We start from the raw sequence: 24,317 nt of genomic DNA on the forward strand, positions 1-24,317 counted from the left end.
GATGTAAGCGGATTCATTATTGACAAATTTCGCGCTTGACTTGGGGTGACAGGCACCATCCATAAAATGGAAGGTGCCTGTCACCAAACATATTCAGGGACGCCTTTTCAGTTCCAACTCATTTCGAAACATGAGATACGTCCCGATGTTTCACCACCTCATAACTTAATGGGCGTGAAAAAGGTGTCCCAAAAACTTCTTGGAACACCTCTGATTGATCAAGTAATTTACACCTATTTACTAATTTACTACTATTGAATAACCAGCAATACTAATACTTCCACCTGCCCCAAACCCCTTGAGATCATTAATAGTAGCCGTTGTAAAATCTGTTATTCCTTTCCCATTCAAATGCGTTTTAATTGCATTTTCCAAATTAGTTAACTCTACTGATGATCCTGCGGCAGCAAATGTTAATAATTCTACAAAGGACATTCCACCCTCGCTTAGCACTTCAGTAACTTTCTTACTACCATCTAAAATTGAAACCGTAATCTTATTATTTTCTAAATCTTTATTAATACTAACATATTTATTTGAGTAAGTTGAAGGAGCAGGAGTGCTTCTTAGTTTAATGGTAATTGTAATTTCATCAGAAATTTGAGTTCCATTTGAATAGAAGCTACCTTTTAGTTCAATACTACTAAACGCTTCACGTAGGTTTGACATAGTTATTCCAGGTTCACCTGAATCAAATGGGAATAACTCTTTTGTTGTTAATGTACCTCCACTTATCGGGTAATCCTTATCAAGTGGAATTGTACTTTCACCCATTTTCAGTGAAGTTAATTTTAGCGAAACAGCTGTACTAGAATTAGTGCTAATTTTGACTCCTAAAAACATATCAGTATTGTCAATTGACGTAAGGTCTAACTCTCCATTCTCATACGGTTTATCATTTGCTGTTTTAAAATCCGCAGAAATTGTATAGTTAAATGTTTGCGGCACTGTTCCCCCACCAGGTGTAGTCGGCGTAGCAGGTGTTACCTCCACAGGCTTATTCCCCGTAACAGGCACATCCTCAGGAGCCTTCACAACAGTACCCTTATTATCTACCTCAACCTTAGCATCACTAGGTAAATTAGCACCCTTCTTCACTTCTTCAACCTTAGACCCTTCAGCAAGTGAAACCTTAGCAGGAGCATCGATAACTAGTTCTTTGATCTGTGTATCCTTAGCTACAGATACATTTGCATTATTACCGCTGATAGTAACAGTAGCTGAAGAAAGATCACCTTTTAACACGATTCCGCCTGATTCAGAGTTTCCATCTGCTTGCACATCGATGTTTTCAAAAGCATCTGGTGATTGGGCTTCAATGGTGATGGTTCCTTGTTCACCAGCTTTGTTTGTTACAACGAAAGTTTTAACATAAACACCTTTTTCAGCAACAAAGTTTGCTCCGTTTGGATCGTTTACTTGTAGGCGATCAGCTTCGGTGTTGTTCATGTGAAGACTGTGATCAGCAACGTCGTCAACGATGATTTGACCAGTGTTTTCAGTTGTTTTCTTCACTTTTACGCCATCAAGAGAAACGCTACCGGAACCTGTTTTTGTTCCTTTGATTACTAGGTTTCCTTCGATTTCCATGTTTCTTAGTTTAATATATTCATTTTTACCAGCGAATAGATAGACAGTTTTTGCTACTTTATCAGTGCCTGTTGCAGGTCCAAAAGTTGATGGTGCATCAGCCTTTGTTGACTTAGCAACATATAGAACAGCTGTTTTATTGAAAGTGGCCTTTGTACTATTTAGCTCTTTTAGCGCACCTTTCATAATTATCCAGCCTTTAGTTTGTCCTTTTTTCGCCGCTTGAGTTATGTAATAGTCAACGTTTGCAAGATTGATAGCAGCTGCATCAGTATTACTTGCTTTTAAAGCTGTCTTTGCTTTATCGATTTCTGTTTTGATAGCAATTGGAGAAGTAAGCTTTGGTAATAGAGTTTTTGTTGGATTCAAATAAGCTCTCTTCATTAAAATACGGGTTTTTTCTCCGTACACCTTATCAAATAATTTGCCGTTCTTTTTCACTTCATTTGTCAGGTAGTTATAGGAGCTGATGGTTGTGCTATCAATGGTTCCTTTTAAGTATTTTGCTTTAAGTACCTTGTACTTGGATTGAATTTTTAATCCTTCTTTAACAGCTGCTGTGTAATTGTTGGAATATGTAACTGTTTTTTCTACAGCTTGGATTCGTTTTTCTAATATAGTTCTAGTTTTTCCTTTTTTTAATGTTGCTACGGATTTCTTCGCTGATGCTAGGGCTTTTTTCGTATTGCTAACTACTTTAGAATTTGGATATCCGAACACATTTTTCTTATACTTGACTTTACGGTAGTCGTAGTTGATCTCTTTCTTCAGACTTGAAGCGTATTTCTCAGCATTTTTGACTGCTTTTTCTGCGGTAGATACGGAAGCTGCTTCTGCAGGATTAGCAACGGCTATAACAGAAGTAGCCACGGATGCTGCTAGAACAGCCTTCCCTATTACCATACTCTTCTTCTTCATGTCAACACCTCTTTATAATTTTCCAAATAAATAAACTATATAAAATTTTACCATTTATGATAGGTCATTACAATACCTATTACTTTCTTCCTATTAGTATAATTTTCATATAAATTGTGAATCTATTTCCATTCCATCCATATTCTATAATGACAGCTATCTTTAAATCTGATACGATTAAATATAATATTGATTTAGAAAGAGAGGATTAAACACAAGAATCAATGAAAAAATTTTTATATACTACTATAGCTATCATTTCAGTTCTAGGAATTATTTTTGGACATTTTTTCTGGAATAAAAACATAGAAGAGCAAACTGCAACGGCCCATACAACATTAGAAGAAAAAGGTTATGTTAAAACGAAAACGAGAGATACCCTACGCCCTAGTAAAGCTGCCATGGCTCAGACGGCGGATGGAACGGATCTTACAGCTGGGAATAGTGATGTTTCTGGTTCAGGAGATTTGGAGGATAAGAAAAAATCTACTGATGAGGCCTCTAAAGCCGGGGAAGATGTTGATGATGAGGGGGCAATTGATGAAGCGACCTCAGATTCCAGTGATGACGATGGAAAAAAATCACTTAGTCAATTAAAAGAAAAGTATAATGCGGCATTCCAGGAGCTGGAGGCTGAGGAGACAAGCAAGGTGGATCAACTGGTGGTTCAAGCGAAGGCAGATTACGTGAGTAAAAAGGCAACCAAAAGTGAACTCCTCGCAAAATATTCTCAGGCAGCGACGATTATGGAACAAAATGCGGACAAGGCCTTCAATGTTTTGTATCAGCAGTTTCAATATGATTTAGAAACTCAAGGTTATGATATTTCAGTTGCTGACGAATATAAGGCAGCTTATCAAAATAAGAAGCAAGCTAGACTTGATCGAGTGGTAGAAGATGTGAATAGTTTTAAGAGATAGATAGAAGAGAAGCGGAGGCCTGTGTGGGTCTCCGCTTTTTTGTCGTTCTATTCTTTGTTAATGACCATGGTTTCGCAGATGAGATCGTGCAAGCCTCTCTTTTTCCCATGGAAGCCAACCATGAGGAAACCGATAAGTAGGGTGGCGGCTGATAGATACATGGCGAAATATCGACATATTGCTCTTAAAAAGCTGATTTGATTCCCGTTCATATCAACAACGATGGCCCCAATGAGTAGCTTTCCAATCGTTCCTTTTAGCTGTGATGAGGTGAGAATGGCTGAATATAAGGAGTAGATAAACATGTTGATGATAAGATGATTAGGAATTTTTAACAGATAGTAGACAAGCGCTATAAGGAGGCTGTCTATGGTAAAGGCAAACACCCGCCTCCAAAAGCCGACATAATGAAATGGCTGATTCACGACAACATTGTAGCTGATGTGCTGTTTTGTTGAGGTTGTTGTTGGTCTTGGGCTGGAAGGGCGCGAATTTAATCCTGTGAGATTTTCCCGGTGTCTTACCTGATTTTTATTCGCATAATGATTCTCATCATATGCCTTCTTCCATTCATCTAATCTATGATTTTCCGACATCGTTTGATCATCCTTTTGGATTTTTTTCTATCATATCATAACATCTTAAAGAGTTTAGGGAGATTCATGGTGATTGCTCGGGCCGATTCTGAGTGTTATCTGTGTTTTTTTCTTTTTTTAAATAAAATGGTAAGGGCGATGGCGAGCATGCCGCCGATGAAGTCGATGACCACATCTCTTACCATGGGTGTTCGGTTTCCAGTGAATCCTTGATGGATTTCATCGCTGATTGCATAGAGGGCGACGAATACTGCCGTTATCAGGATGGCAGTGGCTTGCTTTTTTGTTAGAAATTTCAGGAGATTAAAGACAAAAAAGCTTAAGATGAAATAAACGGATAGGTGCGCAAATTTCCGGATGAAAAATTCGATAAAATAATAGTATCCCTTCGTTTCGATGCTTACGACGGAGCTGCTATAGGTGAAGGATATTTGGCTTAGGGTATCCCTAAATGGTTGTCCGGGCAGAAGCTCTTGTAGCTTTGGAACGAGAGTTTGCTCCTGGTACGTTTGTGATGAAAAATCGAAAATGATGAGAGAGACAATTAATGCTCCCGCTAGGTAAAAAATAAACTTGATGTTGAAGGATTTAATGATGAATCACCTGTTTCTTTTGTATTTTTATGGGGTGTTGAATTTATTGTTAGAATTATTATTTTGGTTGATGATCTGATCTGGTTTCCCTAATCCTTCGCTGTTTCGGAGGATTTTTTACTAAAGGAAGATGGATTGCTTCCTGTTGGAAAAATGCTATTCTATTTTATCATGGTTTTCCAGTTTTCGGTGTGGGTATTGTGCGACAATTTGCGTTGGGATTAGCACGGTCTGATTTTTGTGCCGAATAAAAGAAAAAGAGCTTGAGATTTCAAGCCCTCTTCTTGATGATATTTTAGTTGCCGTAATAATAGTAGTAATGATTTTCTTTTAGTTTCTTACGATTGAGAACGACTCCGAGTAGTTTGGCATTGGCGCTTACGAGAAGCTCCTTTGCTTTTATAATAGCATCGGTTTCTGTTCTTCCGCTGTTTACAACAAGAACAGTTCCGTCGCATTGGTTCGCGAGAATTTGAGCGTCGGTTACCGCTAAGACGGGAGGAGTATCGAATAAAATCAGGTCAAATTCCTCGAGTGCTTTTTCAAGTAATTCATCCATAGCCTTTGACCCTAAGACCTCTGCTGGGTTTGGCGGGATTGGTCCGCTTGTTAGGACATATAAGTTTTCGATGTCTGTATTGTGAAAAGCGTCTACGAACGCATTTTGTTTTGTTAATACGTTGATGAGACCAATGTTATTGTCTAGACGGAATGTGTAATGCATAGTTGGTTTCCGTAGGTCCGCATCGATGAGTAGGACTCTTTTTCCTTGTTGAGCAAAGACGACGGCTAGGTTCGCCGTGGTTGTTGATTTTCCCTCTGATGGTCCGGCGGAGGTTACCATCAGGGTGTGAATATCCTTGTCTACTACAGAGAACTGAATATTTGTTCGGATGGTGCGATATTGTTCTGATACTGGTGAGCGAGGGTCAGTATGTGCAATGAGATTCCGCTTGTTGGAAGGTCGGATCCCCTTTTTATTACGCTTCTGTGCCAACGGTCTCACCTCTACTTCTTTTCTGCTTTCGTTTTCTTGATGTTGTGCTGTTTTGCTCATTTACGATATTGGTAACGGCTCCGAGTACTGGGAGACCGAGTAATTTTTCAATATCCTGTTCGCTTTTAATGGTATTATCCATGTATTCTAGTAGGAAGGCTAATCCTACACCTGCCATCAGACCAACGACTAAGGCTATCGCCATGTTTAAAAATGGCTGAGGCTTAACCGGAACTGGATTGGATGGTAGTTCGGCTGGAGATAGAATATGGATATTGTCAATTCGCATTAGTTTAGATATTTCTCTTTGGAACACCTTCGCAATTTCATTGGCGATGAGAACGGATTTGGCTGGATCGCCGTTTTCAACGCTAATGGTAACGACCTGTGATTGGCCTTCTTGGGCAACATTCACACTGCTGTTTAGTTGGCCGGGTGTTGTGTCAAGATCCAATTCTTCAATGACTTGGTCTAGTATGTATGGGCTTTTCATGATGACATTGTAGGTTTCTATGTATTTGGCATCTGCATCAAAGGAAATTCCTGCAAGTGAGGCTAAAGCCCCAGTTGCTGCTTGGCTGACCAAGATTTGGGTTGAAGATTGATAGATTGGCTTTATAAAGAAATAGCTAACTACACCACTGATGGCCGTTGCTAGGACTGTAATTGCGATTATTAGTGATAGTCTTTTTCTTATTGTTTGAAACAATTCTCTTAAACTAATCGTCTCTTCCATAGGCTCCCCCAAAATCATGAATTTTCAAAAATACAAGTTTCATTATAGCATACAATTTATGGTGGATGTAGATATATTTTGGGTAGGGGTGGGTATTTGGTCGGATGAGGGTGACAGGCACCTTCCAGTAACTGGAAGGTGCCTGTCACCCTATTCTTCCTCTAGCTCAACATATTCGCAATAATTTAAATAGATTTTCTTTTCGGGATGGAATATTTTTTTTGGTAGGTCTTCGAAGGTGATGAATGGGTATGGTGGGGTTTGGTTATTTTTAATAAATTGGTAGCTGCTGTAGGGGTAATCTTCCATTTTGGATACCATTGGTGGGTTGGTGTTGATAGGGTTTCGGTTGATGTATTTGCTTACTTCTATGAGGTCGTGAGGGGTTAGAGCTGGAGAGCTATAAAACCTTTGTTGGTAGACGTGGCCGATATGACTATATTTTTGGTTATGATATTCAGTATAGCGCTTATTAAATAGGGCCATGATTTTCGATATCGAGACTTCTTCTGATTTTAATAAGAGGTGGTAGTGGTTGGTCATGATGCAGTAGTTACAGATGGAAAATTTGTACTGGGCATAGATCATGCTTAGTATTCGGAATACCTCGGCCATATCGATTTCGTCACGGAAAATTCTCTGTCGGTTATTCCCCCTCGAGGTAATGTGATGATAGGCAAATGGCACCCATTGTCTTCTTTTTCTTCCCATAAAAGGCTCCTTTCGTTAATAGGTTTGATTGTGGGGTTGGATTGCGTTGGTGTTGGTTGGGTTTGGTTTGGGTTGGTTTGGGTTGGTTTGGGTTGGTTCTTACAGCAAGATTATACATAATTTTACATATAATTTCTAGAACTTTTTTAGGGTGACAGGCACCTGGAAGTTTTTGGATGGTGCCTTTGGATGGTGCCTGTCACCCTTTTGTTAAGGCGTCCTCGAATGGGGCGTAGAATTTTCCTTTTGGGGCGATGATGTCTGATTCGGATTCGCGTTTTTCCCCATTTACCTCGTATTGGCCTTCTGGGAAGAAGTCGAAGTAGCCGCTGGATTTGTGAAGTTCTATGAAGGCGTCATTTAGTTCGTACATGAGGCGTCGGTATTGTTCCATATCGATAATGTCACCGAATTCATCGAGTTCGAAGTTTTCCTTGATGGCTTCCTCAAATTCAAAGTCATTTGAGGTTGCAATCTCGAGGTCGACATCACAGCATTCTAGACAGAGCAAGACCTCTTCATCCTTTATTTGTTCGTATGAATCCTCGACTATTCGTTTTAGGATTTCTTCGATTTTGGCTTCGTTTTTTAGTGGTAGTGATGTGTTTAGCATGTTTTTTTCAATCCTTTTGGTTGGAGATTTTGGGTGTTTCCATTTTTTGGATGGTGCCTGTCACCTGGAAATCGCTGGATGGTGCCTGTCACCCGACTAGCTTTAGGAAGTGATTTAGGATTCTAGCTGTTAGGCCCCAGATTACTTTGTCTTTGTGGTAGTAGAAATGTTCATCCATTCCGCGGGCTTGCCAGTTGTAGTTTTCTCCTCCTGGGATTGCGTCGAATGGGAAGCCTTCTTCTGGTATGATTTTATAATTCATTTTGTAGATGGTTGGGCCCTTTTGTTTTAGCTCTAATAGCGAAACTGCAAAGATCTCCCCTACTTCATCAGGATTCGGATTGATTTTATTAGGCTCTGTGATTACTCCAACATAAGGGTAAATGATAGTACCAAATGGCGACACCATATAGTCCATTGGAAGAATGTTTGTTATGTTTTCAGGTTCAATTCCTAGTTCCTCGGTGGTTTCTCTAATGGCTGTTTCCTTATGGCTTTTGTCGATTGGATCGATTCGCCCACCAGGGAAGCAGATTTCGCCGGGTTGTCTTCGGAGGTTCATGGAACGGACCTCGAATAGAACCTTTACCTGATTATCTTCAATGACTAAAGGTAATAGTACTGCATATTGTGAAAAATCCTCTATTCCTAGAATGGTTGGGGTTTTGTCGCTCAGTTTTTTTATTATTTTTTCTAACTCCATTAAATCGCCTCAGTTTTTTTGTTTATTTATTATTATATCAACTTTATATGGGAGAATCCTACTATTTGGATTGGCGGGTGACAGGCACCTTCCAGAAGCTGGAAGGTTCCTGTCACCCTTTCTAATTAGTTGAAATGACCGCTGCAAACAATCTGAGAATCAGCGACTTAGGTCAAAAAGTGGACAAGCTTGAATTAAAGGTTGATGCTGTCGCAAAAGATGTCGAGGAAATCAAGGAGAATATGGCTACTAAGAAAGATCTTGAATACTATGACCAGATGATTTCTGAACATTCTCGTGAAATCTACAAATTGAAAAAAGAGAAATAAACCTCGGGCTTTTTAGGTGACAGGCAACTTCCAGGAGGCACCTTCCAAGATATGGAAGGTGCCTGTCACCTATAGATTCCTATAGATTCAGCTCGTATTGTGGGAGTTCGATTTGGAAGTGGGTTCCGTTTGGTGAGCTGGTGATGATGTTGATGTCGCCTCGGTGTTCGAGGATGATTTTTTTGGCGAATGGGAGGCCCATTCCCATGCCTGAGCTTTTGGATGAGATGAAAGGGTCGAACACGCTCTCCCAATAGCAAGGCTTGATTCCAATGCCGGTATCCTTGAAATGGATGAGAATGGTTTCATTGACGACTTCCGTTTCGATCTTGACGATGCGTGTGGAACAATCCTCTCTGAAGGCTTCGGAACTATTTTTGATTAAGTTGATAAATACCTGCTGTAGGTATGGTTTATTGACATAACCTTTTAACGTGCTAAATCTTTGATCGAATTGTATGGATAAGTTGGTATCCTTTGTAATTTCACTAGCGAAATCAATGGATTCCTTAATAATTTCGTTCAAATCCTCAATTTTAAAGTGAATCTTTGATGAATGGATGAACTGCTTATAGTTTTCTGATAGATCCTCCAATTGCCTGGTGGCCTTGTTAATAATATCCGTCATTTCTTTTTCACTCTGATTAAGAGACGGCGACTCCCCTAGTAGCTGGTTAAATCCTTTGATGACCTGAACGACATTTTTCACCTCATGAATCAAACTTGCAGCAAGATTTCCTGCATAGTCCATCTTTTTCTGCTGTCCAATCATTTGGTTAAATTTTATCGTCATTAATAAATTCATTTTTAAAAAAGAAACCATGATCAACACAGAGAATACTAAAACCCCGATGGTACCTGCCATTCCACCTGTCTTCGGGAGAAAATTCATAAGGGCGAAGAGGAGGAGTAGGAATGAATATAGAGAAAAACTTCTGATAAATTTCATCATGTATTGGTTTTGTATTTTTTTTGAAAATAAGAAAAGGATTGATATAAAGGTTATGTATCCTATGACATGGAGATAAAATAACCAGTTAAGGGTTCCGTAGACCGGAAAGTAATAAAATATATTTGTATTTAGAACTTGGACTTCGGTTAGTCCATTTGTACCTAGTGGTGTCCAGTTGATAATGTAAACGATTGTACTCCAGATAAGCAGGGCAATCAGGATTTTTTTTGAGAACATTTTAGAGATTTTTTCTAAAAGGCTGTTCTTTTGAAAGGAAATGGAGTAGTTGTTCAGAATGGTGTATGAACCATAGAATAATAATGGGACTGAGTAGATTGGAGCCATTTTAAATAACTTGAATAATATCAGGATCCAAGCTTCTGGAATGGTACCTTTAAAATATAAAACCGCGACATCTGCTTGCCAGATGCTGATTAAAATCATGTAGGTAAGGATTAATTTGGATAAATTTGAGCTTCCAAAGACTAATCTTGTTCCTATCGCTAAAGCAATTGGGATAATCCCAATCATCATAATTAACAACCCTATAATCATACTACTTCACACACTCCAACAATCCTATTACTCTTCTATTAACGTTAAGCTTGGGACTCTATTTTTGTAAGTCTTAGTTTCTCTTATATACATAGTTGCAATATACGAAAGGAAAGTAATTCTATAATTCGATTATATCGTGTCCCTAAATTTTTCGTCTAGTATAAATGTCAAAATGTGTCGAAGGATTTGGGGGTGACAGGCACCTTCCAGAAGCTGGAAGGTGCCTGTCACCCCCAACAGAAAGAACCAGGTCCCTTTATGTCCCTGGTTCTTGCGGATATTCCAAATATTGGGTGGTGCCTGTCACCTGGAAAAAGAATCCTGTAAAAATATGGATGGTGCCTGTCACCCTACTTGGCGGCGATGTCTGTGATGCGGCCTTCGATTTGTTGGTTGACGGTTTTGTCAGGTAGGGCTTCTAGTTGTTCTTTGAATACTTCCCAGTCTACGAAGCCTGCTTCTACTAGGCGGCCTTCTGCGGCAGCTTTTCCAAATTCCTCGAAGCCGTCTCCACCTTTTGCTGTGAAGATGTTGGTTGCAACGTAGTAGGATTCATCGTCTTTTAATGCTGAGAAGTTTCCGTCCTTTCCTTTTACCTCGACGGTTTTTAGTTTAGATCCTGCTGGTAGGCTGCTGTCATATGTGAATTTCATTCCTGCTACATGTAAGAAACCACCATTTTGTTCAGGAGTTAAGGCTAGACCGTGTTCTAGACCTGACCTGATTTCTGAGCCTTTTAATTCCATGATCCCTAATGCATTACCAAATGGTAATACTGTTAGTACATCTGATAGAGTGATATTACCCTTATTAATAGATGCACGAATTCCGCCGCCATTTTGAAGAGCTATCACTGTATCTGGGTTAATGGTTTTTGCTTTTGCCAGCATACCGTCTGTGATAAGGTTACCTAAGTTGGTTTCACCGGTTCTTACGGACGCACGTTCACCATTTAAATCAACATCTGTTTTTGCTACTACTTGTTGCTGCATTTCAACCACTGCTGGTTTATATTTTGTTTCTAAAATTTGTGCGGCCTCAGGGTCATCTTTTAATAAGAAATTGCCATCAGCATCTTTAGCTTCAAGCTCAATTAATTTTCCAGCTTGGGAGATAATTTTTCCACTTGGATCGAATTCCACATCGACCGTTCCCAGGAACTTGCTGTATTCGTTTGCTGATACTATTACCGTTGGCTCATTTCCTGTTGTATCCAATACTGGTGCATCTATCTTCGTATGAGAGTGGCCTCCAACGATAATGTCGATTCCTTCTACCTCTTTGGCAAGTGTTACATCATTGTCGCCTCCCCCATCATCATAACCAATATGGGTCAATGCAATAATTTTATTCACACCTTGCTTTTCAAAGGATTCGACCATTTTTTTCGCTTGGGCAATATAGTCCTCGAACACGACACCTTCCCCTGGACTTGAAATGCTCGGAGTCTCGGCTGTCGTTAAGCCAAAAATCCCCACCTTTTCACCATCGATGGTTTTGACCATACCATTGTATACCTGCCCACCTTTAGGGCTGGATGTAATGCTATCGTTAAAATAGCCTTTCATATTCGCATCCTTGGAAAAATCAACATTGGCGCTCAGTAATGGGAAGTCGGTTTCTTTGACAAATTTTGCGAGTGTGTCGGTTTTTTTATCAAATTCATGGTTTCCGAAGGTCATCGCGTCATAGCCTATGAGCTCCATAAATTCTAAGTCAGCTAGGCCTTCATATTTATTGAAATATAATGTTCCAGTGAAAACGTCACCTGCATCTAGTAAAAGTGAGTTTTCGCTGGCTGCGCGAACTTGCTTGATTGCGGTAATACGTTTAGCAATAGTATCTAGATGAGCATGCGTGTCATTTGTGTGCATGATGGTTAAATCAAAGTTTTGAGCGGATTTGTAGTCTTCTTTTACCTGTGCAACAAAGGCACGGACCTTTTGGCCAAGTGGAGTTGTTTTACTTACCTTTGCTAAAAGGGAGTCGACTATTTTTATCCGTTGCTCTGCGGTTGTTAGCTTGTCCTTGCCAATCCAGTATTTTGCATAGTTTGCGTAGTTATATGCCCTGACTGCATCTGCAATGGTTTTGGCTGGATTTGTATATGTACTAAAAAGAACCTTTTCAACGTTTCCTCCATAAACTCCAGCTTTGATCTTTTTATCAGACTTTGCTAGTTCTGAAGCAAATTTCGGATAGGTTGCTTTGACTGTTTTGTAATCGTATTTTATGACTGCTGTTTGGATGGCTTTGGCTTGTGAGTTGAGGTTCGCTGCGTATTTAACGGTTTTCACATAGCCTTCTGCATTTTTCACATACTTGTAGGCTTTTGATAGCTTAGCAAGGTAGGCGTTTTTGTTTTTTCCACCGGACTTCGCTACTTTTTTCTTTGCATCGTTGTAAGCTTTTTTGGCTTTGGTGATTTCCTTTTGAACGGTTGCTGTTGATACGATCTTTTTCGTTGTTCCGGTTTTCAAGTAAGTATCCTGAGCCTTTTTCATTTGCTTGATTGCTGTGTCCACTGTTTTGCTTACACTTGTTGATGCCGCATCGGCGTTGTTTGGAGCTACAGCCGCTACTGAGGAAGCCGCGATTGCTGAAGCCGTTACCACTTTGAAGATTTTGCTTTTCTTCATTATTCACTTGCCCCTTTCAAATTTTTGATAAAAACTTGGTTGGTGCTTTTGTTGCGTGAATCTGGTAAAAACTGTGATACGATAAAGCATGTGGTGAGCGGGAGAGTGATTCGGTTTCGTCCACGCTTGGGGTTTGTTAGTACTAGAATGGTAGGTTGATCGTTTCCTAGGCTGGTTGTTTCGCTCTTGCATGGGAAAATGGTTCTTGCACGCGGAAAACAGTCATGGCTGAAAAATGCCGGGACCCGCGTCAAAAATTATTTTCCCATAACATTTCTAGTACACAAATAATTAAAATTTTAATAAAATGGAGATCATTCCCGCTATTCTATAATAATATAAAAATAGGCTAATTTCTAGTAATTTCCTAAAAACAGGTGACAGGCACCATCCAGAAACTGGATGGTGCCTGTCACCTGTTTTTTTCTGGAAATTACTTTGCAGTTCCTTCATATATTTTAGAGAGATTTTTTAGGGAGGAATGCAGATGGGGAAAAGATTAGGGAAGGATGATTTTACTCCTGGGTTTGTGCCACATCATAATCATGGTTCTGTTGATTACACATCGGTGGCAGATGGGCATGTACATCAGTGTTTGGACGTGACCTCCCCGCCTATTCAGACGGAGGATGGAAATCATATTCATTATACTGAGGGTTATGTTTTGTTCGAGGATGGCCATAATCATCATTATCGCGCCTATTCTGGGCCAGCAATTCCTGTTGGTAATGGGATGCATGTTCATTATTACAATTTCGAAACCTCGTTGGATGATGGACATAGGCATAAGATAAGAGGAGTCGATCAGCCTGCACCTGGAAATAAGTAGGGAGTTAATGCTTCATTGGTCTAATTTTGAGAAGAGGTAATCTTGGAGTTTATCAGACCTTTTTGTAGAAAAAAACCCTCTTGTATCAAGGTTTCAGTGTAATTCAATCAAACGTTTGATTAATTATTTTAGTACCTTATTGATGCAGTTCATAGCCATAATATGCAAATAACTCCCTAGATTCCTAGAATTATAGGGGTGCCACCATCGAAATTTCAGTTAACATATTCCCTATCCTCGAGAAATCCCTTTATATCATGCATTCATCCTAATTCAATCAAACGTTTGATTAACAGATTTTTATAGGGTGACAGGCACCTTCCAAAAAGTGGAAGGTGCCTGTCACCCTTTTAGGTTACCCTCTTGCGATGAAATCGTTTAGCTTTTCTAGTGAGGTGATGTTTTGATTGCATTTTTGGCTGTCTTCGCAGATGTAGTTGCCTCTTTTGGTGAAGGTTCCTTGTACGGCTCCTTTTGTTTCGGTCATGAACATGCCGACTGGCTCCAGTTTGTTGCAGATAGCGCAAATTCCTTTTTTATTCAGAGGGCTAAATGTCCCCTGCAGCCCAACAAGCTTTTCACCATGATAGGCCACGAGAAATTTCTTTTGCGAGCCCTTATCATCCCAGCCTAAGTAGGATAACTCGGTCAAATCCATTTTTTCCAATGGTGGGACCTTTAACTTCTTGGCTTTTGAAAGTACTTTTTTTACGGATTGCTGGGTCACCTTGAAGGGAATTACGTAAGGCTTTAATTGGGATAAAAATTCTTCGGCTTGATCCCGGTCCTTTATTCCTACGATTGGTGCTAGCAATTGCTTTTGCTCAGCATTTAACTCTTCAAACAAATTTAACACGGCTTCTAAAGCAAGTGATTCTAATGCATTTAGCACGCCTTTATCGTTCACGGTCGAGTGTCCATTGATTAGCTTCTGGGTTTGAATCTTAATAAAATTGAATTGTTCGTTTCTAATGAAGGGTTCCATTTGATTCACTCCTTTACTTGGGGAAACCCATAGTTCACAAGTCTTCTTTTACATTACAAGGTTTTGGAGTGATAAGATAGGCAGAAAATAATTAAGAAATAATCTCGCCATATAAAAAAGCACTGAATTTTTTCAGCGCTTCATTTATCTTTTATTCGTGTATACAATTTTTTTAACGGTTTCAACGGAGAGGTAATACTCATCTGCTAGTTGATCAATCGATTGGCCATTTTTGAATGCTCTTTTCATTTTGGCGTTTCTTTCGTCAATTAGCTTTCTTGTACCTGAACGTGTCCCCCACTTTTTTCGGGTTGGTTCAGGTCTTGGAATGTATATCATTTCTCCTTGAACATATTTTTGAATTTCTGATATCAGCTTCTCAGGTAAAATAGCTGTCGCTTTTACATAGGCCATTTTTGCCAGCTCCTTATTCTTTTTTTTGAAAAATAAGGGCAAAGCCAATGTATCAGAAAAGCTCACTTGGGCGATTTATTCATTATTCCACCCCATGCAAAGTATCGCCTTCCCAATACCAGGCTTTGCATGAGACGCTGCAGTATGCGACATGCCCATCTCGCGTGCCATCCTATCACCTCCCCGATCCATTATCGATTTACTGTTCAGCCATAGCTGCATTTGGTTTCCATTATAATACAGAATGAAGTTCGGTTAAAGGGTGACAGGCACCTTCCAATAAATGGAAGGTGCCTGTCACCTGGAAATTCCATTCAGTTCAAGGCTTCAACCCAATTCAATCAAACGTTTGATTGAATTGGTTAGCGGAAGAAGTGCCAGGCACCATCCAGAAAATGGATGGTACCTGTCACCTCTTAATATATCTCTACCTTCCCGCTGGATACGGTTATGTCGATGTTGTGGGTTCCTGCTCCGTGGGTACCTTGGATTTTTCTGCTTTCTTGTTTTTCAATAGTTAGTGGAAAGTCTTCGAATGAAATGTTTCCCGAACTTGTTTTTCCATCTAGTTTGAAGTCAGCGTCTTTTGGTAAATCAAGGTTTATCTTTCCAGAACTTACGTGAATATCCACGTCATCTATTAATTTGTCCATTTTGACATTTATTTTACCAGAGGAGAGGTCCCCTTCTAATCGACCAACAAAATGATTTAAGTCAACATTTCCAGAGCTTAGATTGATCGAGCTCTCTTTAGTAATTATGGAGTTGACGGTGAGATTACCTGATGCTCCGTTATGTTCAAAATTATCTACATCTAGGTTTTTCAACTGAATGTTTCCGGAGCCTAAATCAATTGAAAGATCGTCGAGTTTAATTGGATTGCTTTTTGACTTTCCATCCATATGGATACTTCCAGAGCCTAATGCAATTGATAAATCTTTATGGTAGTCTTCAGGAATGTAAACCTTTAAATTCGTCTTACTGAAGAACGGAGTCCATTCAAACCAATTCCTTTTGTAGGTAACCTTAATCGTATCGCCGTCCTTGTCAACGTGTACTTTCCCTTTTCCATCTAGTTCAGCCTTTAATTGATCATTGTTGACTGGAATAATCGTTGTTCTTGCTCCAGCTGCTTCAAGCTCAATGGAATCAATTCTCTCCGAAACATGCGCCTGGTTGCCCTTCTTCCCAAACGAAAGCCAGCTCTGCTCGGTCACAAAATGATAAATAATATATATCCCAATCAAAACGAAAAAAATCACTAATATCTTTTTCATCGCTATCCCTCTTTCTTCACATTTCTTAATCTTATTGTAAAGCAATTACGGAAATTTACCATTGTTCTGGAGCATGAATTGTTTCTCAGACCTGCGACTGAGGGTGACAGGCACCTTCCAGGAAATGGAAGGTGCCTGTCACCCATCAAAAAAGCCCTGTAGAGCATTTACTCCACAGAGCTTCACTGATAGACGCCCAACTTACTACTTTATTATCGCTTCCTTTTTCAACAATTCCTCTAACGCATTAACCACTTCTGGATCGTACTGGATGCCGGATAAGCGTTTTAGTTCGTCCAAAGCAAATTGTGGTGAAAGGGCTTTGCGATACGCTCGGTCATCTGTCATGGCGTCGTAGGAATCACAGACGGCGATAATTTTTGCCCCAATGTGAATCTCGTCGCCTTTTAGACCGTATGGATAGCCAGAGCCGTCAATTCGCTCGTGATGCTGTTCGATGATGTCTGCAAGGTGGCTAAAGCTAGTTCCCCTGACGATATCCGCCCCGTCGCTAGGGTGTTTTTTTATCATCTCGTATTCTTCCATTGTTAATTTTTCGGGCTTGTTCAGGATTTCAACAGGGGTATTTATTTTACCAATATCGTGAAGCTCGGCCGCACGAGAGAAATTAATCATCGTTTGGTGGTCAATTTCTAGCTTTTTGGCTACCTTCAATGTTAAAGAGGCAACCCTTTCGCTGTGATTATATGTAAATCGATCCTTTGACTCTACCTTTCTAGTTAAATCGTGTAAATTACGTAAATCCTCGCTAATTTGTTGAAAGGTCGGTTCCGTAATAATCCACAAATAAGATACATCGGTTTTAGCCCTGAAAAATACTGAGCTCTTCAGGCCTTTGACGGAAAAATAATCATGCGCCTTAAGACTTTTCTTTTCACCTTCATGGTCATATTCCATTTCACCGCTTAAAATATAAACAAACTCATAGGTTTGAGGATTATCGCTAGGGTATACAAAGAAAAATTTATCCTTAAAAACGGTTTGAAACATGATATCTACGCCATTTTCTCGACCGAGGAGACTTAGCTCATTGGAAAATCGTCGCACGATATCCACATGTTTCCCTCTATTAAAAAACTTAATACCATCCACCATGAAATCTCCTTGTGCTATAACTAATAACTGATTTTTAAGGTTTTGATAATACTTTCATTTGAGTTTAGTATCTTTATATAATCGGAAAGGATGCTCCCCAAAATACAGGATACTGTATCAGTTGGAAAAATTGTATTCTAATGTTATAAATATACATTTTTTACATTATATACTCTCCAAAGACATATTTCTACAATTTTCACCTATTCAATCTGTCATTTCGTTATATAGTACTAACCTTTTAGATTCACCTAGAGCTTTTGCCCTATACAGAGCTTTGTCTGCCTTTCTTTTTAAATCCTCTTCCATTTTTCCGTCATCAGGAAAATATGACGTGCCTGCACTATAGGAAACCTTAATTTCTTGATTGGCTACAAGTATTTTATGGTTGTATAAATATTCATCTAGCCTTTTAATCAGCGTTTCTACTTTTTCCTTTGTTGGCGTTTTCATAATAAACATAAATTCATCGCCTGCATATCGATAGGCAGTGACGTCTTCATTCGTGAGGCTCTTCATTCCTGCTCCCAGCTGAATTAAATAGCTATCCCCTACCTCATGCCCGAAACGATCATTGATTCCTTTTAAATTATCAGAATCTAGCATAATTAAGGCGAGCGAATTTTCAGTTTTTAAGGCTGTGGAAAAATTGTTGTGAAAGGCCCGAAAATTGCCTAGTCCAGTCATTTCATCTCTTAAAGACATTTCAAATATTTTTTTATATAAACGAGCCGTTTCAATTGAGCTAAGGACCTGGTTACCGATAATCAGGAGCAGCTCTTCATGTTCTTTCCGGTAAGCAAACTCTTTATGGCATTGGGCAGAAATGACCCCTTTTGCATGGCCGTCGATAATCAACGGAACAAAGATACAAGTGTTGGTGTCATCCTGGCCGAAAACATCAAAATCCAAGCGAAGATCCTTTTTTGTTTTTACATGAAGGGTTTGCTTTGTTTGAAGTACCTTGGATGTAATGTTATCCTCGCTAAATTCCAGAGGCGAGTCATGGAATTCAACACCCTCATCAACTAAAAACGGGAAATGGATGATCTGCTTTTTCTCGTCGTATATTGCTAGGTAAAAGGCGTCTGTTGGCATAACTAACGAGACGAGCTCATACGCCTTCCTCAGCAGGACTTCTTCGTTCAAGGTCTTTGCGCAGGTCTGAGCAAAGTCAGCCAGAATTCTTAAGTGGTCGTTCAACCAATGAAGGGATTCGATCTTTTTATGCAGAGAAATGACATGCTCTTCAAGCTCATTAATCCCCTCCATCCCAACATCCTTTGCCTCATTTTTCAACAGTCTAAGGGCTGGATGGTCAACGGAAAACTTTTCATTTTCGATGTCGAGTAAAATATTATTTACGCTGCTGATCAATTTCTGATTCCTATCAATATCGCCCATATTCCCACATCCAGAATACTAAATATTTTGAAAATTCATTATTCGTTGGTTGTTTTTGTTATATTTAAATAATTCTATCACAAAATTGCTTGTGGGACAAGTTGGGGTGACAGGCACCTTCCAATTTTTTGGAAGGTGCCTGTCACCCTGATTCCACTTTCCCCCAATTTTCAAAGACATTTAGCCCCTTTTTACTATTAGATGAAAAATTATAGTTATCTATTAAACAGGATATAGTAAAATAATGATAGGGTACAGCCAGGGAAACCTGGTGTCACAAAGCTATGGGGCTAAGGGAGTTTTCCTATGTCAGCCAGCTGCCGTTACCAAAAGGAGGAGAAGGTAATGAAATCAAAAAAGTTATTAAAGGTTTTATCGAGTGTTTTTGCACTCACACTAGTCTTTGGAACCACCTCTATGGCAAGCGCTAAGAGCACAGATCATGGGAAATCGCAACAAAAGACTACTCAGAATGACAACTCTAGCAAGCAAAAACAAAGCAGTAGCACAGAAAAAGATCAAAAGCAGAACAGCAAGACAGAAAGCAGCAAGAAATCAGAAGATAAAAAGGCTACTAACCAAAAGAGCAAGTCTTCTGATAAGAAGGTCGAAAAGAAGAAGGAAGCTAAGAAAAAAGTTTCTATCAAATCTAAGGTTGGAAAAACTCTTGAAAAGCGTGTTAATGCCTCTGAAACTAGTATTAATAAGATTACAAAATCAATCGATGCATACTTTAAGGTAAATGAGGAAGGCAATACCGAAAAAACTTTATCAAAAAAGTATGCAAGTTATAAGTATAATAGCTACAAAGGAAAACTTAAGGCAGAAATCAATAAGCTAAAAGCATTCGACAAGCAAATTGCAAACTATAAGAAAAAATATAAATCTCTTCATGTAGAATTAGATGCATTGTCTGCAAAATCTAAGGAGCTACAAAAACTAGCTGCATCTGAGATTGAGCGGGTTCTAACACTAGCAAAACAAACTTACGCTCCTAAGGAAGAGGAAGCAACTACTCCTGAGAGCGGTGCTACAACACCAGAAACTAGTACTACTGCTCCTGAAACCGGGGCTACAACACCGGAAACTGGTACTACTGCTCCTGAAACCGGGACTACAAACCCAGATACAGATACTACCACTCCTGATACTGGATCCACAACCCCAACTCCGGATGCTGGGACTTCAACGCCTGACAGCGGAACAAATGCATAGGATTTATTAGGGTGACAGGCACCTTCCAGTTTTCTGGAAGGTGCCTGTCACCCTTAGTTTTTCGGTGTTGCCGATATAGTAGAGGTTGTTGTCCTGGGTTGGGAAGGTGGTTAGAGCTTCTTGGACTAGTGTTTGTTTGGCTCCTCCTATTATCGGGACCTTGACGATATTTTGATATAAGTCGCTATAGTATATTGATTTTGAATCCACCTTTAGGATGGATGATGCGTAAGCTGATGTTTCTTTTTTGGTTTTTACATCATATACCTTTACTTTTTTTGCTGAGCTAGTTGTTCCTAGTTTTTTGTAGTAAATCGATCGATCGTTGGAGACGTAGTAAAGCTTGTCTCCCTGAATATAAATGTTTTTATTCGAGTAAGCGGCCAGCGTTTCCTTTGATGTGCCATTGGTTTTGATTCGGATTAATTTATTATCAGATAAATAATAAACCCAACTGCCCTTTACAGCTAGAAGTTCAGAGCTATCCGTTGCAATCAGCTTGGAGTTTGATCCATCCAAATTCATTATATTAAGATTATAATTCCCAGAAATATTATAAGAACCTTGATAGATTATTTGGTCATCATACACTTGAAAATCCCCTACTGATGAGCCGCTTAATAAGGTTTTTCCACTGCCATCCTTTTGAATTTTATAAAATGCGCCATATTCTTCGGTGTAATATATACTATTGCTAGATAGGATTGCTTTGTCGACTGGCTCCTCTGCTAATAAAACAGGATCCTTCCCATTTAGAGAAGCTTTGTATAAGCCCCCCGCATTAAACATTTTATTGACTGAATCAATGTAAAAAATATTATTATTGTCGTTTCCTATATATTTTTTATATCCTAGGGATAGACTCGTTTTGCGGTTGCTGTTCAGATCTAACCGGGTAAAAGTCCCGCTTTTTCTTGTATACCATAATGAATGATTCAACACCTGCAAGTCGAAGCAATATCCCGTATCAAGCTTTTCTATAGCATCCATACTTCTTATATTTTCAGCGTCCTTCTTAAGCTTAAATAGGCCGCCCGCTTCCTCATCTGTTTCCATTGTAAAATAAATCTGGTCATCCAAAATCAAGAAGCCCTCAACTGAATTAGATTCGTGTGAAAAAATAATTTTATTATTCGTTCCGTTAACCGTTATTTTTTTTATACCATAGTTGCCGTTTATCATAGTAATATAGTAAATCCAGCTGCCATTCACATAAAATGACCAAACTTTTTCATTGCTGATTTTTTTACTATTTGAGCCATCTGTTTTCATTTTATAAAGATAACCGTTATTTTCGTAATATATTTGATCGTTGATGATGGAAAAAGTCCCCACCTTACTCTTTACCTTTTTCTTTTTCTTATAGCTGGTTGTGAATCGCCAAAGGTCTCCATTTTTATCAGTATAATAAATCCAACCCTTGTGTACCATCATATGAATTATCGTCTCAGATGCATAGTATCTTGTGGAATTTCCCTTTCTCTCGATCTTTAAGTTCAGATATTTAGCCTGAGTTCCATCCTTTTTCATTCTTACTATTGTATATGCGGGTAAGTTTCTAACCGCATATATATAATTATCATCAATTGAGAAGGTAAGATAATATGGTTCCCCTTTTGAGATGAGCTTCTTGTGGGTGCCATCCTTGTTCATTCGATAAATCCCATGGTAGCTATTGTTAGGATAATCTATAAAATAAATATATTTATCATCTTCTACATAGTTTTTACCAGAATTAGAGAGGGTTCCATTGTTAAAATTACCGTTCTTGATTTCCTGTTTTGTTGTTTCCGATTCGCTTGTAGCAGCTAAAGCTTGATAAGAAGGAATAAGGAAACAAACGATTATTAATAGAACTGTCAGTTTTCGGCAAGTTTTCATGAAATTCACCCTTAGGGTGACAGGCACCTTCCAGAAACTGGAAGGTGCCTGTCACCTGTTATTTTGTTACCTTTATTTTTGTTGGTTTGCTAGTGTTGCTTGAGCTGTCTTTTGCGTAGATGGTCAGGGTTGTGCCTGCTTTTTTACGGGAGATTTTGATTTTGTAGTTCCCGTTTTTGTTTGCTTTGGCGGTTCCAATTTTTGTTTTACCTACGTATGCTGTGACTGTGGCATTGGCTTCTGTTTTGCCTGTAATATAAGTAGAGCTTGATTTTACCTTGTTTACTTTAGGGTTAGCTGGTGGTGTGGTATCTAACAAATTCACCCTTACTGCATATTTGCCCGTATAATTATCTAATTGATTTATCTTAATATAGTAAGTTCCAGCTGAGAGTTTAACAGTTCGGTTCCATCGCTTTGGTGATTTTGTACTACCATACCAAATATTTTCGGATAGAACAGAAGTGATTCCGTTTGATTTTAATAGCTGTACATTTAATCCATAGGTGGCAGAGGTCGTGTAAAAGTTAATTTTACCTGACTTCGTTAATTTAATTTTATAAACGTCAATATTGTCATTCCAAGTTAAGTAGCCGGTTAAGCTAGAATTCAGCTTCAAATCTTGGGCTGTCTTCGGAGTGTCATTGCCCACTTTATCCTGGTTGTTCGCTGCCTGGTAGTTCAGCTTTAACTGATATTTTCCAGTATAATGATCAAGATTTTTTAATCGAATAAAATAAGTACCTGCTTCAAGGTCTACTGTTTTTACAAAACGCTTTGGTTCTGTTAGGGTTCCGTACCAAACGTTAGAATCAATGGCTGCCTTGTCCAAGTTACTATCTAACAGCTCAACTCTCACTCCATATAGGTATGATGTTGCTGAAAGTGTGACGCTTCCTGGTTTTGATAAGGTAATTTTATATAAATCTAGATTATCACTCCAGCTTAAAAATCCTGTTTTTGTACTGCTGTTTAGTGTGAAAGGCTGTGCGTCATCTTTTACCTGGTTTGGTTCAACATCTTGATTATTCATAGCGAGATATGAAACATTGATATCGTATGTACCGGTGTAACTATCAAGTGATTTTATCTTGATATAATAAGTTCCCGCTTCTAGATCTGCCGTTTGTGTGAGTGATTTTGGCTCCTCCAAGGTTCCATACCAGAGGTTGTCAGAATCAATATCTGTCACTTCATCATCGGAAAGAAGCATAACGTTCATTCCGTACTGATAGGATTTTGACGTAACGTTGATTCGGCCTGGTTTTAATAATTGAATTTTATAATAGTCGATTCCATCCTGTTCACTTAGGAAGCCTTTTATTGGCTTTGCGTTCAGTGTTAATGGCTGAGCAGTGGATGGGGTATTGTTTGCTTCAACATCCTGATTATTCGCTGATTGAAAGCTTACTTTTAACTGATAATTGCCGGTGTAGTCATCAAGCTTTTTTATTTTAATAAAATAAACCCCAGCTTCTAGGTCTAAACTATTTTCTGCTTGTTTTGGCTCTGCTTCGGTTCCATACCAAATATTTTTCGAATAGAATTCAGTCATTCCCTCTTGGTCTAGTACTCTCACATTCATCCCATAGAGGTATGATTTTGCCGTTAAAGTGATTCGACCTGGCTTGTCCAGTTGAATTTGATAGACATCATCTGTTTCGGTCTTCTCTAGAGAACCTGTAATCGTGCTATCAAGCGGGAATAAAGTTGCGGCTTCTGTTTGCGCTGGTTTGAATGGTGTAAAAACTAGCAAGAAACCTAGTAGTAGGTAAAATAATTTCTTGAACATGTGGGTGTTCCTCCTTCTTTTTTGCGGACAGGGGCGGGACATAGGGACAGGTACCTTGTCCCGATTACTTGCTTCTTAATGAGAAAGGCGCTAAGACTTAGATGGTGGGATAGGTAATTTATCATGATTATCTGCCCTAATATTAAAGACTCACTTGGACAGGGAATGAGGCATTTTATCTTGATTCCCTGTTTCCTAACCTTAAAGGAGCGCTAGATAATGGGACAGGCAATCTTTCATGATTCTCATCCTAAAAATATAGACTCGCTTGGATAAAGGGCGAGTCCCTTTGTCCCGATTCCCTGCACCTAATAAAAAAGGCGCCCTGATATCAGAGCGCCTGAAAAAACAAACATCAATATGTCTGGATTTGGCGGCCCGACGATCATTGTCTCATTGACTTTAGACTCGTAGCTTTGCGTCCTTACGTTTCCATAAGTTTGCCTTTATCAATTATTACTTTACTTTTCTAAAAAATTATAAAGAGCATAATAGATTTATATGCAAATAATTAAGCACATCAGCCTAGTTGATTCATAGGTCGATTGA

General features: G+C 39.1%; 21 protein-coding genes and 2 riboswitches. Of the genes, 4 read left to right on the plus strand and 17 right to left on the minus strand.

Going from position 1 to position 24,317, the window contains the following annotated elements; translation table 11 throughout:
- Positions 1 to 240 precede the first annotated feature (240 nt).
- Positions 241 to 2,508 (minus strand): hypothetical protein, encoded by a 2,268-nt coding sequence (locus tag BQ6100_RS18695; RefSeq protein ID WP_075983045.1) that lies wholly within the window; start codon positions 2,506 to 2,508, stop codon positions 241 to 243.
- A gap of 224 nt (positions 2,509 to 2,732) precedes the next feature.
- On the opposite strand from BQ6100_RS18695, the gene BQ6100_RS18700 reads away from it, so the two are divergent.
- Complete coding sequence (locus BQ6100_RS18700; RefSeq protein WP_075983046.1) at positions 2,733 to 3,428, plus strand: hypothetical protein; 696 nt, start codon at positions 2,733 to 2,735, stop codon at positions 3,426 to 3,428.
- A 47-nt stretch (positions 3,429 to 3,475) separates the two neighbouring features.
- Here BQ6100_RS18700 and BQ6100_RS18705 read toward each other — a convergent pair whose 3' ends face one another.
- The 7 genes from BQ6100_RS18705 to BQ6100_RS18735 form a co-directional block, all read right to left on the minus strand.
- Positions 3,476 to 4,024, minus strand: a complete 549-nt coding sequence (locus BQ6100_RS18705; RefSeq protein WP_075983047.1) for an RDD family protein — start codon at positions 4,022 to 4,024, stop codon at positions 3,476 to 3,478.
- 95 nt (positions 4,025 to 4,119) lie between these two features.
- Positions 4,120 to 4,620, minus strand: coding sequence for a VanZ family protein (locus BQ6100_RS22080; RefSeq protein WP_075983048.1), 501 nt, complete (start codon positions 4,618 to 4,620; stop codon positions 4,120 to 4,122).
- Positions 4,621 to 4,912: 292 nt separating this feature from the next.
- Complete coding sequence (locus BQ6100_RS18715) at positions 4,913 to 5,614, minus strand: CpsD/CapB family tyrosine-protein kinase (RefSeq protein ID WP_075983049.1); 702 nt, start codon at positions 5,612 to 5,614, stop codon at positions 4,913 to 4,915.
- Positions 5,598 to 6,350 carry a YveK family protein gene (locus BQ6100_RS18720; protein ID WP_075983050.1) on the minus strand — a complete coding sequence of 251 codons (753 nt, stop codon included), beginning with the start codon at positions 6,348 to 6,350 and terminating at the stop codon, positions 5,598 to 5,600. Before BQ6100_RS18720 ends, BQ6100_RS18715 begins: the two co-directional genes overlap by 17 nt.
- A gap of 150 nt (positions 6,351 to 6,500) precedes the next feature.
- The gene (locus BQ6100_RS18725) at positions 6,501 to 7,061 is read right to left on the minus strand and encodes a transposase (protein WP_075983051.1); all 561 of its coding nucleotides are present in this window, start codon (positions 7,059 to 7,061) and stop codon (positions 6,501 to 6,503) included.
- 199 nt (positions 7,062 to 7,260) lie between these two features.
- Complete coding sequence (locus BQ6100_RS18730; protein ID WP_075983052.1) at positions 7,261 to 7,674, minus strand: hypothetical protein; 414 nt, start codon at positions 7,672 to 7,674, stop codon at positions 7,261 to 7,263.
- Positions 7,675 to 7,762: 88 nt separating this feature from the next.
- On the minus strand, positions 7,763 to 8,377 hold the full coding sequence (locus BQ6100_RS18735; protein WP_075983053.1) for an NUDIX hydrolase: 615 nt from the start codon (positions 8,375 to 8,377) through the stop codon (positions 7,763 to 7,765).
- 134 nt (positions 8,378 to 8,511) lie between these two features.
- Here BQ6100_RS18735 and BQ6100_RS18740 point away from each other — a divergent pair, with 134 nt between their 5' ends.
- Entirely contained in the window at positions 8,512 to 8,706 is a 195-nt protein-coding gene (locus BQ6100_RS18740; protein WP_075983054.1) for a hypothetical protein, read from the plus strand.
- 79 nt (positions 8,707 to 8,785) lie between these two features.
- On the opposite strand, the gene BQ6100_RS18745 is transcribed toward BQ6100_RS18740, so the two are convergent.
- Positions 8,786 to 10,213 carry an ATP-binding protein gene (locus tag BQ6100_RS18745; protein ID WP_084780489.1) on the minus strand — a complete coding sequence of 476 codons (1,428 nt, stop codon included), beginning with the start codon at positions 10,211 to 10,213 and terminating at the stop codon, positions 8,786 to 8,788.
- A gap of 353 nt (positions 10,214 to 10,566) precedes the next feature.
- Positions 10,567 to 12,855, minus strand: a complete 2,289-nt coding sequence (locus BQ6100_RS18750; RefSeq protein WP_075983055.1) for a 5'-nucleotidase C-terminal domain-containing protein — start codon at positions 12,853 to 12,855, stop codon at positions 10,567 to 10,569.
- 487 nt (positions 12,856 to 13,342) lie between these two features.
- Here BQ6100_RS18750 and BQ6100_RS18755 point away from each other — a divergent pair, with 487 nt between their 5' ends.
- Entirely contained in the window at positions 13,343 to 13,684 is a 342-nt protein-coding gene (locus tag BQ6100_RS18755) for a YmaF family protein (protein WP_075983056.1), read from the plus strand.
- A gap of 355 nt (positions 13,685 to 14,039) precedes the next feature.
- Here the strand turns inward: BQ6100_RS18755 and BQ6100_RS18760 are convergent, their stop codons facing one another.
- The 5 genes from BQ6100_RS18760 to BQ6100_RS18780 all read right to left on the minus strand — a co-directional run bounded on the left by BQ6100_RS18760 (position 14,040) and on the right by BQ6100_RS18780 (position 18,880).
- Positions 14,040 to 14,669: a FusB/FusC family EF-G-binding protein gene (locus BQ6100_RS18760; protein WP_075983057.1), complete on the minus strand. Its 630-nt coding sequence runs from the start codon at positions 14,667 to 14,669 to the stop codon at positions 14,040 to 14,042.
- 144 nt (positions 14,670 to 14,813) lie between these two features.
- Positions 14,814 to 15,083 carry a CD3324 family protein gene (locus BQ6100_RS18765; protein ID WP_075983637.1) on the minus strand — a complete coding sequence of 90 codons (270 nt, stop codon included), beginning with the start codon at positions 15,081 to 15,083 and terminating at the stop codon, positions 14,814 to 14,816.
- A 416-nt stretch (positions 15,084 to 15,499) separates the two neighbouring features.
- Positions 15,500 to 16,360 carry a LiaG family protein gene (gene liaG, locus BQ6100_RS18770; RefSeq protein ID WP_075983058.1) on the minus strand — a complete coding sequence of 287 codons (861 nt, stop codon included), beginning with the start codon at positions 16,358 to 16,360 and terminating at the stop codon, positions 15,500 to 15,502.
- Between the two features lie 204 nt (positions 16,361 to 16,564).
- A complete protein-coding gene (locus BQ6100_RS18775) occupies positions 16,565 to 17,473 on the minus strand; it encodes an HD domain-containing phosphohydrolase (RefSeq protein ID WP_075983638.1) in 909 nt (302 codons plus the stop codon).
- A 210-nt stretch (positions 17,474 to 17,683) separates the two neighbouring features.
- Positions 17,684 to 18,880, minus strand: coding sequence for a sensor domain-containing diguanylate cyclase (locus tag BQ6100_RS18780; protein ID WP_075983059.1), 1,197 nt, complete (start codon positions 18,878 to 18,880; stop codon positions 17,684 to 17,686).
- A 241-nt stretch (positions 18,881 to 19,121) separates the two neighbouring features.
- Positions 19,122 to 19,205, plus strand: a riboswitch (cyclic di-GMP riboswitch).
- A 20-nt stretch (positions 19,206 to 19,225) separates the two neighbouring features.
- Between BQ6100_RS18780 and BQ6100_RS18785 the strand changes: the two genes are divergently transcribed.
- Positions 19,226 to 20,095 (plus strand): hypothetical protein, encoded by an 870-nt coding sequence (locus tag BQ6100_RS18785; protein WP_075983060.1) that lies wholly within the window; start codon positions 19,226 to 19,228, stop codon positions 20,093 to 20,095.
- Positions 20,096 to 20,101: 6 nt separating this feature from the next.
- Here the strand turns inward: BQ6100_RS18785 and BQ6100_RS18790 are convergent, their stop codons facing one another.
- Together BQ6100_RS18790 and BQ6100_RS18795 are read right to left on the minus strand one after the other, a co-directional pair.
- Positions 20,102 to 21,976 carry a DUF5050 domain-containing protein gene (locus BQ6100_RS18790; protein ID WP_075983061.1) on the minus strand — a complete coding sequence of 625 codons (1,875 nt, stop codon included), beginning with the start codon at positions 21,974 to 21,976 and terminating at the stop codon, positions 20,102 to 20,104.
- Positions 21,977 to 22,034: 58 nt separating this feature from the next.
- On the minus strand, positions 22,035 to 23,768 hold the full coding sequence (locus BQ6100_RS18795; RefSeq protein ID WP_075983062.1) for an Ig-like domain-containing protein: 1,734 nt from the start codon (positions 23,766 to 23,768) through the stop codon (positions 22,035 to 22,037).
- Positions 23,769 to 24,137: 369 nt separating this feature from the next.
- A riboswitch (cyclic di-GMP riboswitch) is annotated at positions 24,138 to 24,223 on the minus strand.
- Positions 24,224 to 24,317 lie beyond the last annotated feature (94 nt).

The organism is Bacillus massilinigeriensis (assembly GCF_900117315.1).
Classification (GTDB): Bacteria; Bacillota; Bacilli; order Bacillales; family Cytobacillaceae; genus Bacillus_BE; species Bacillus_BE massilionigeriensis.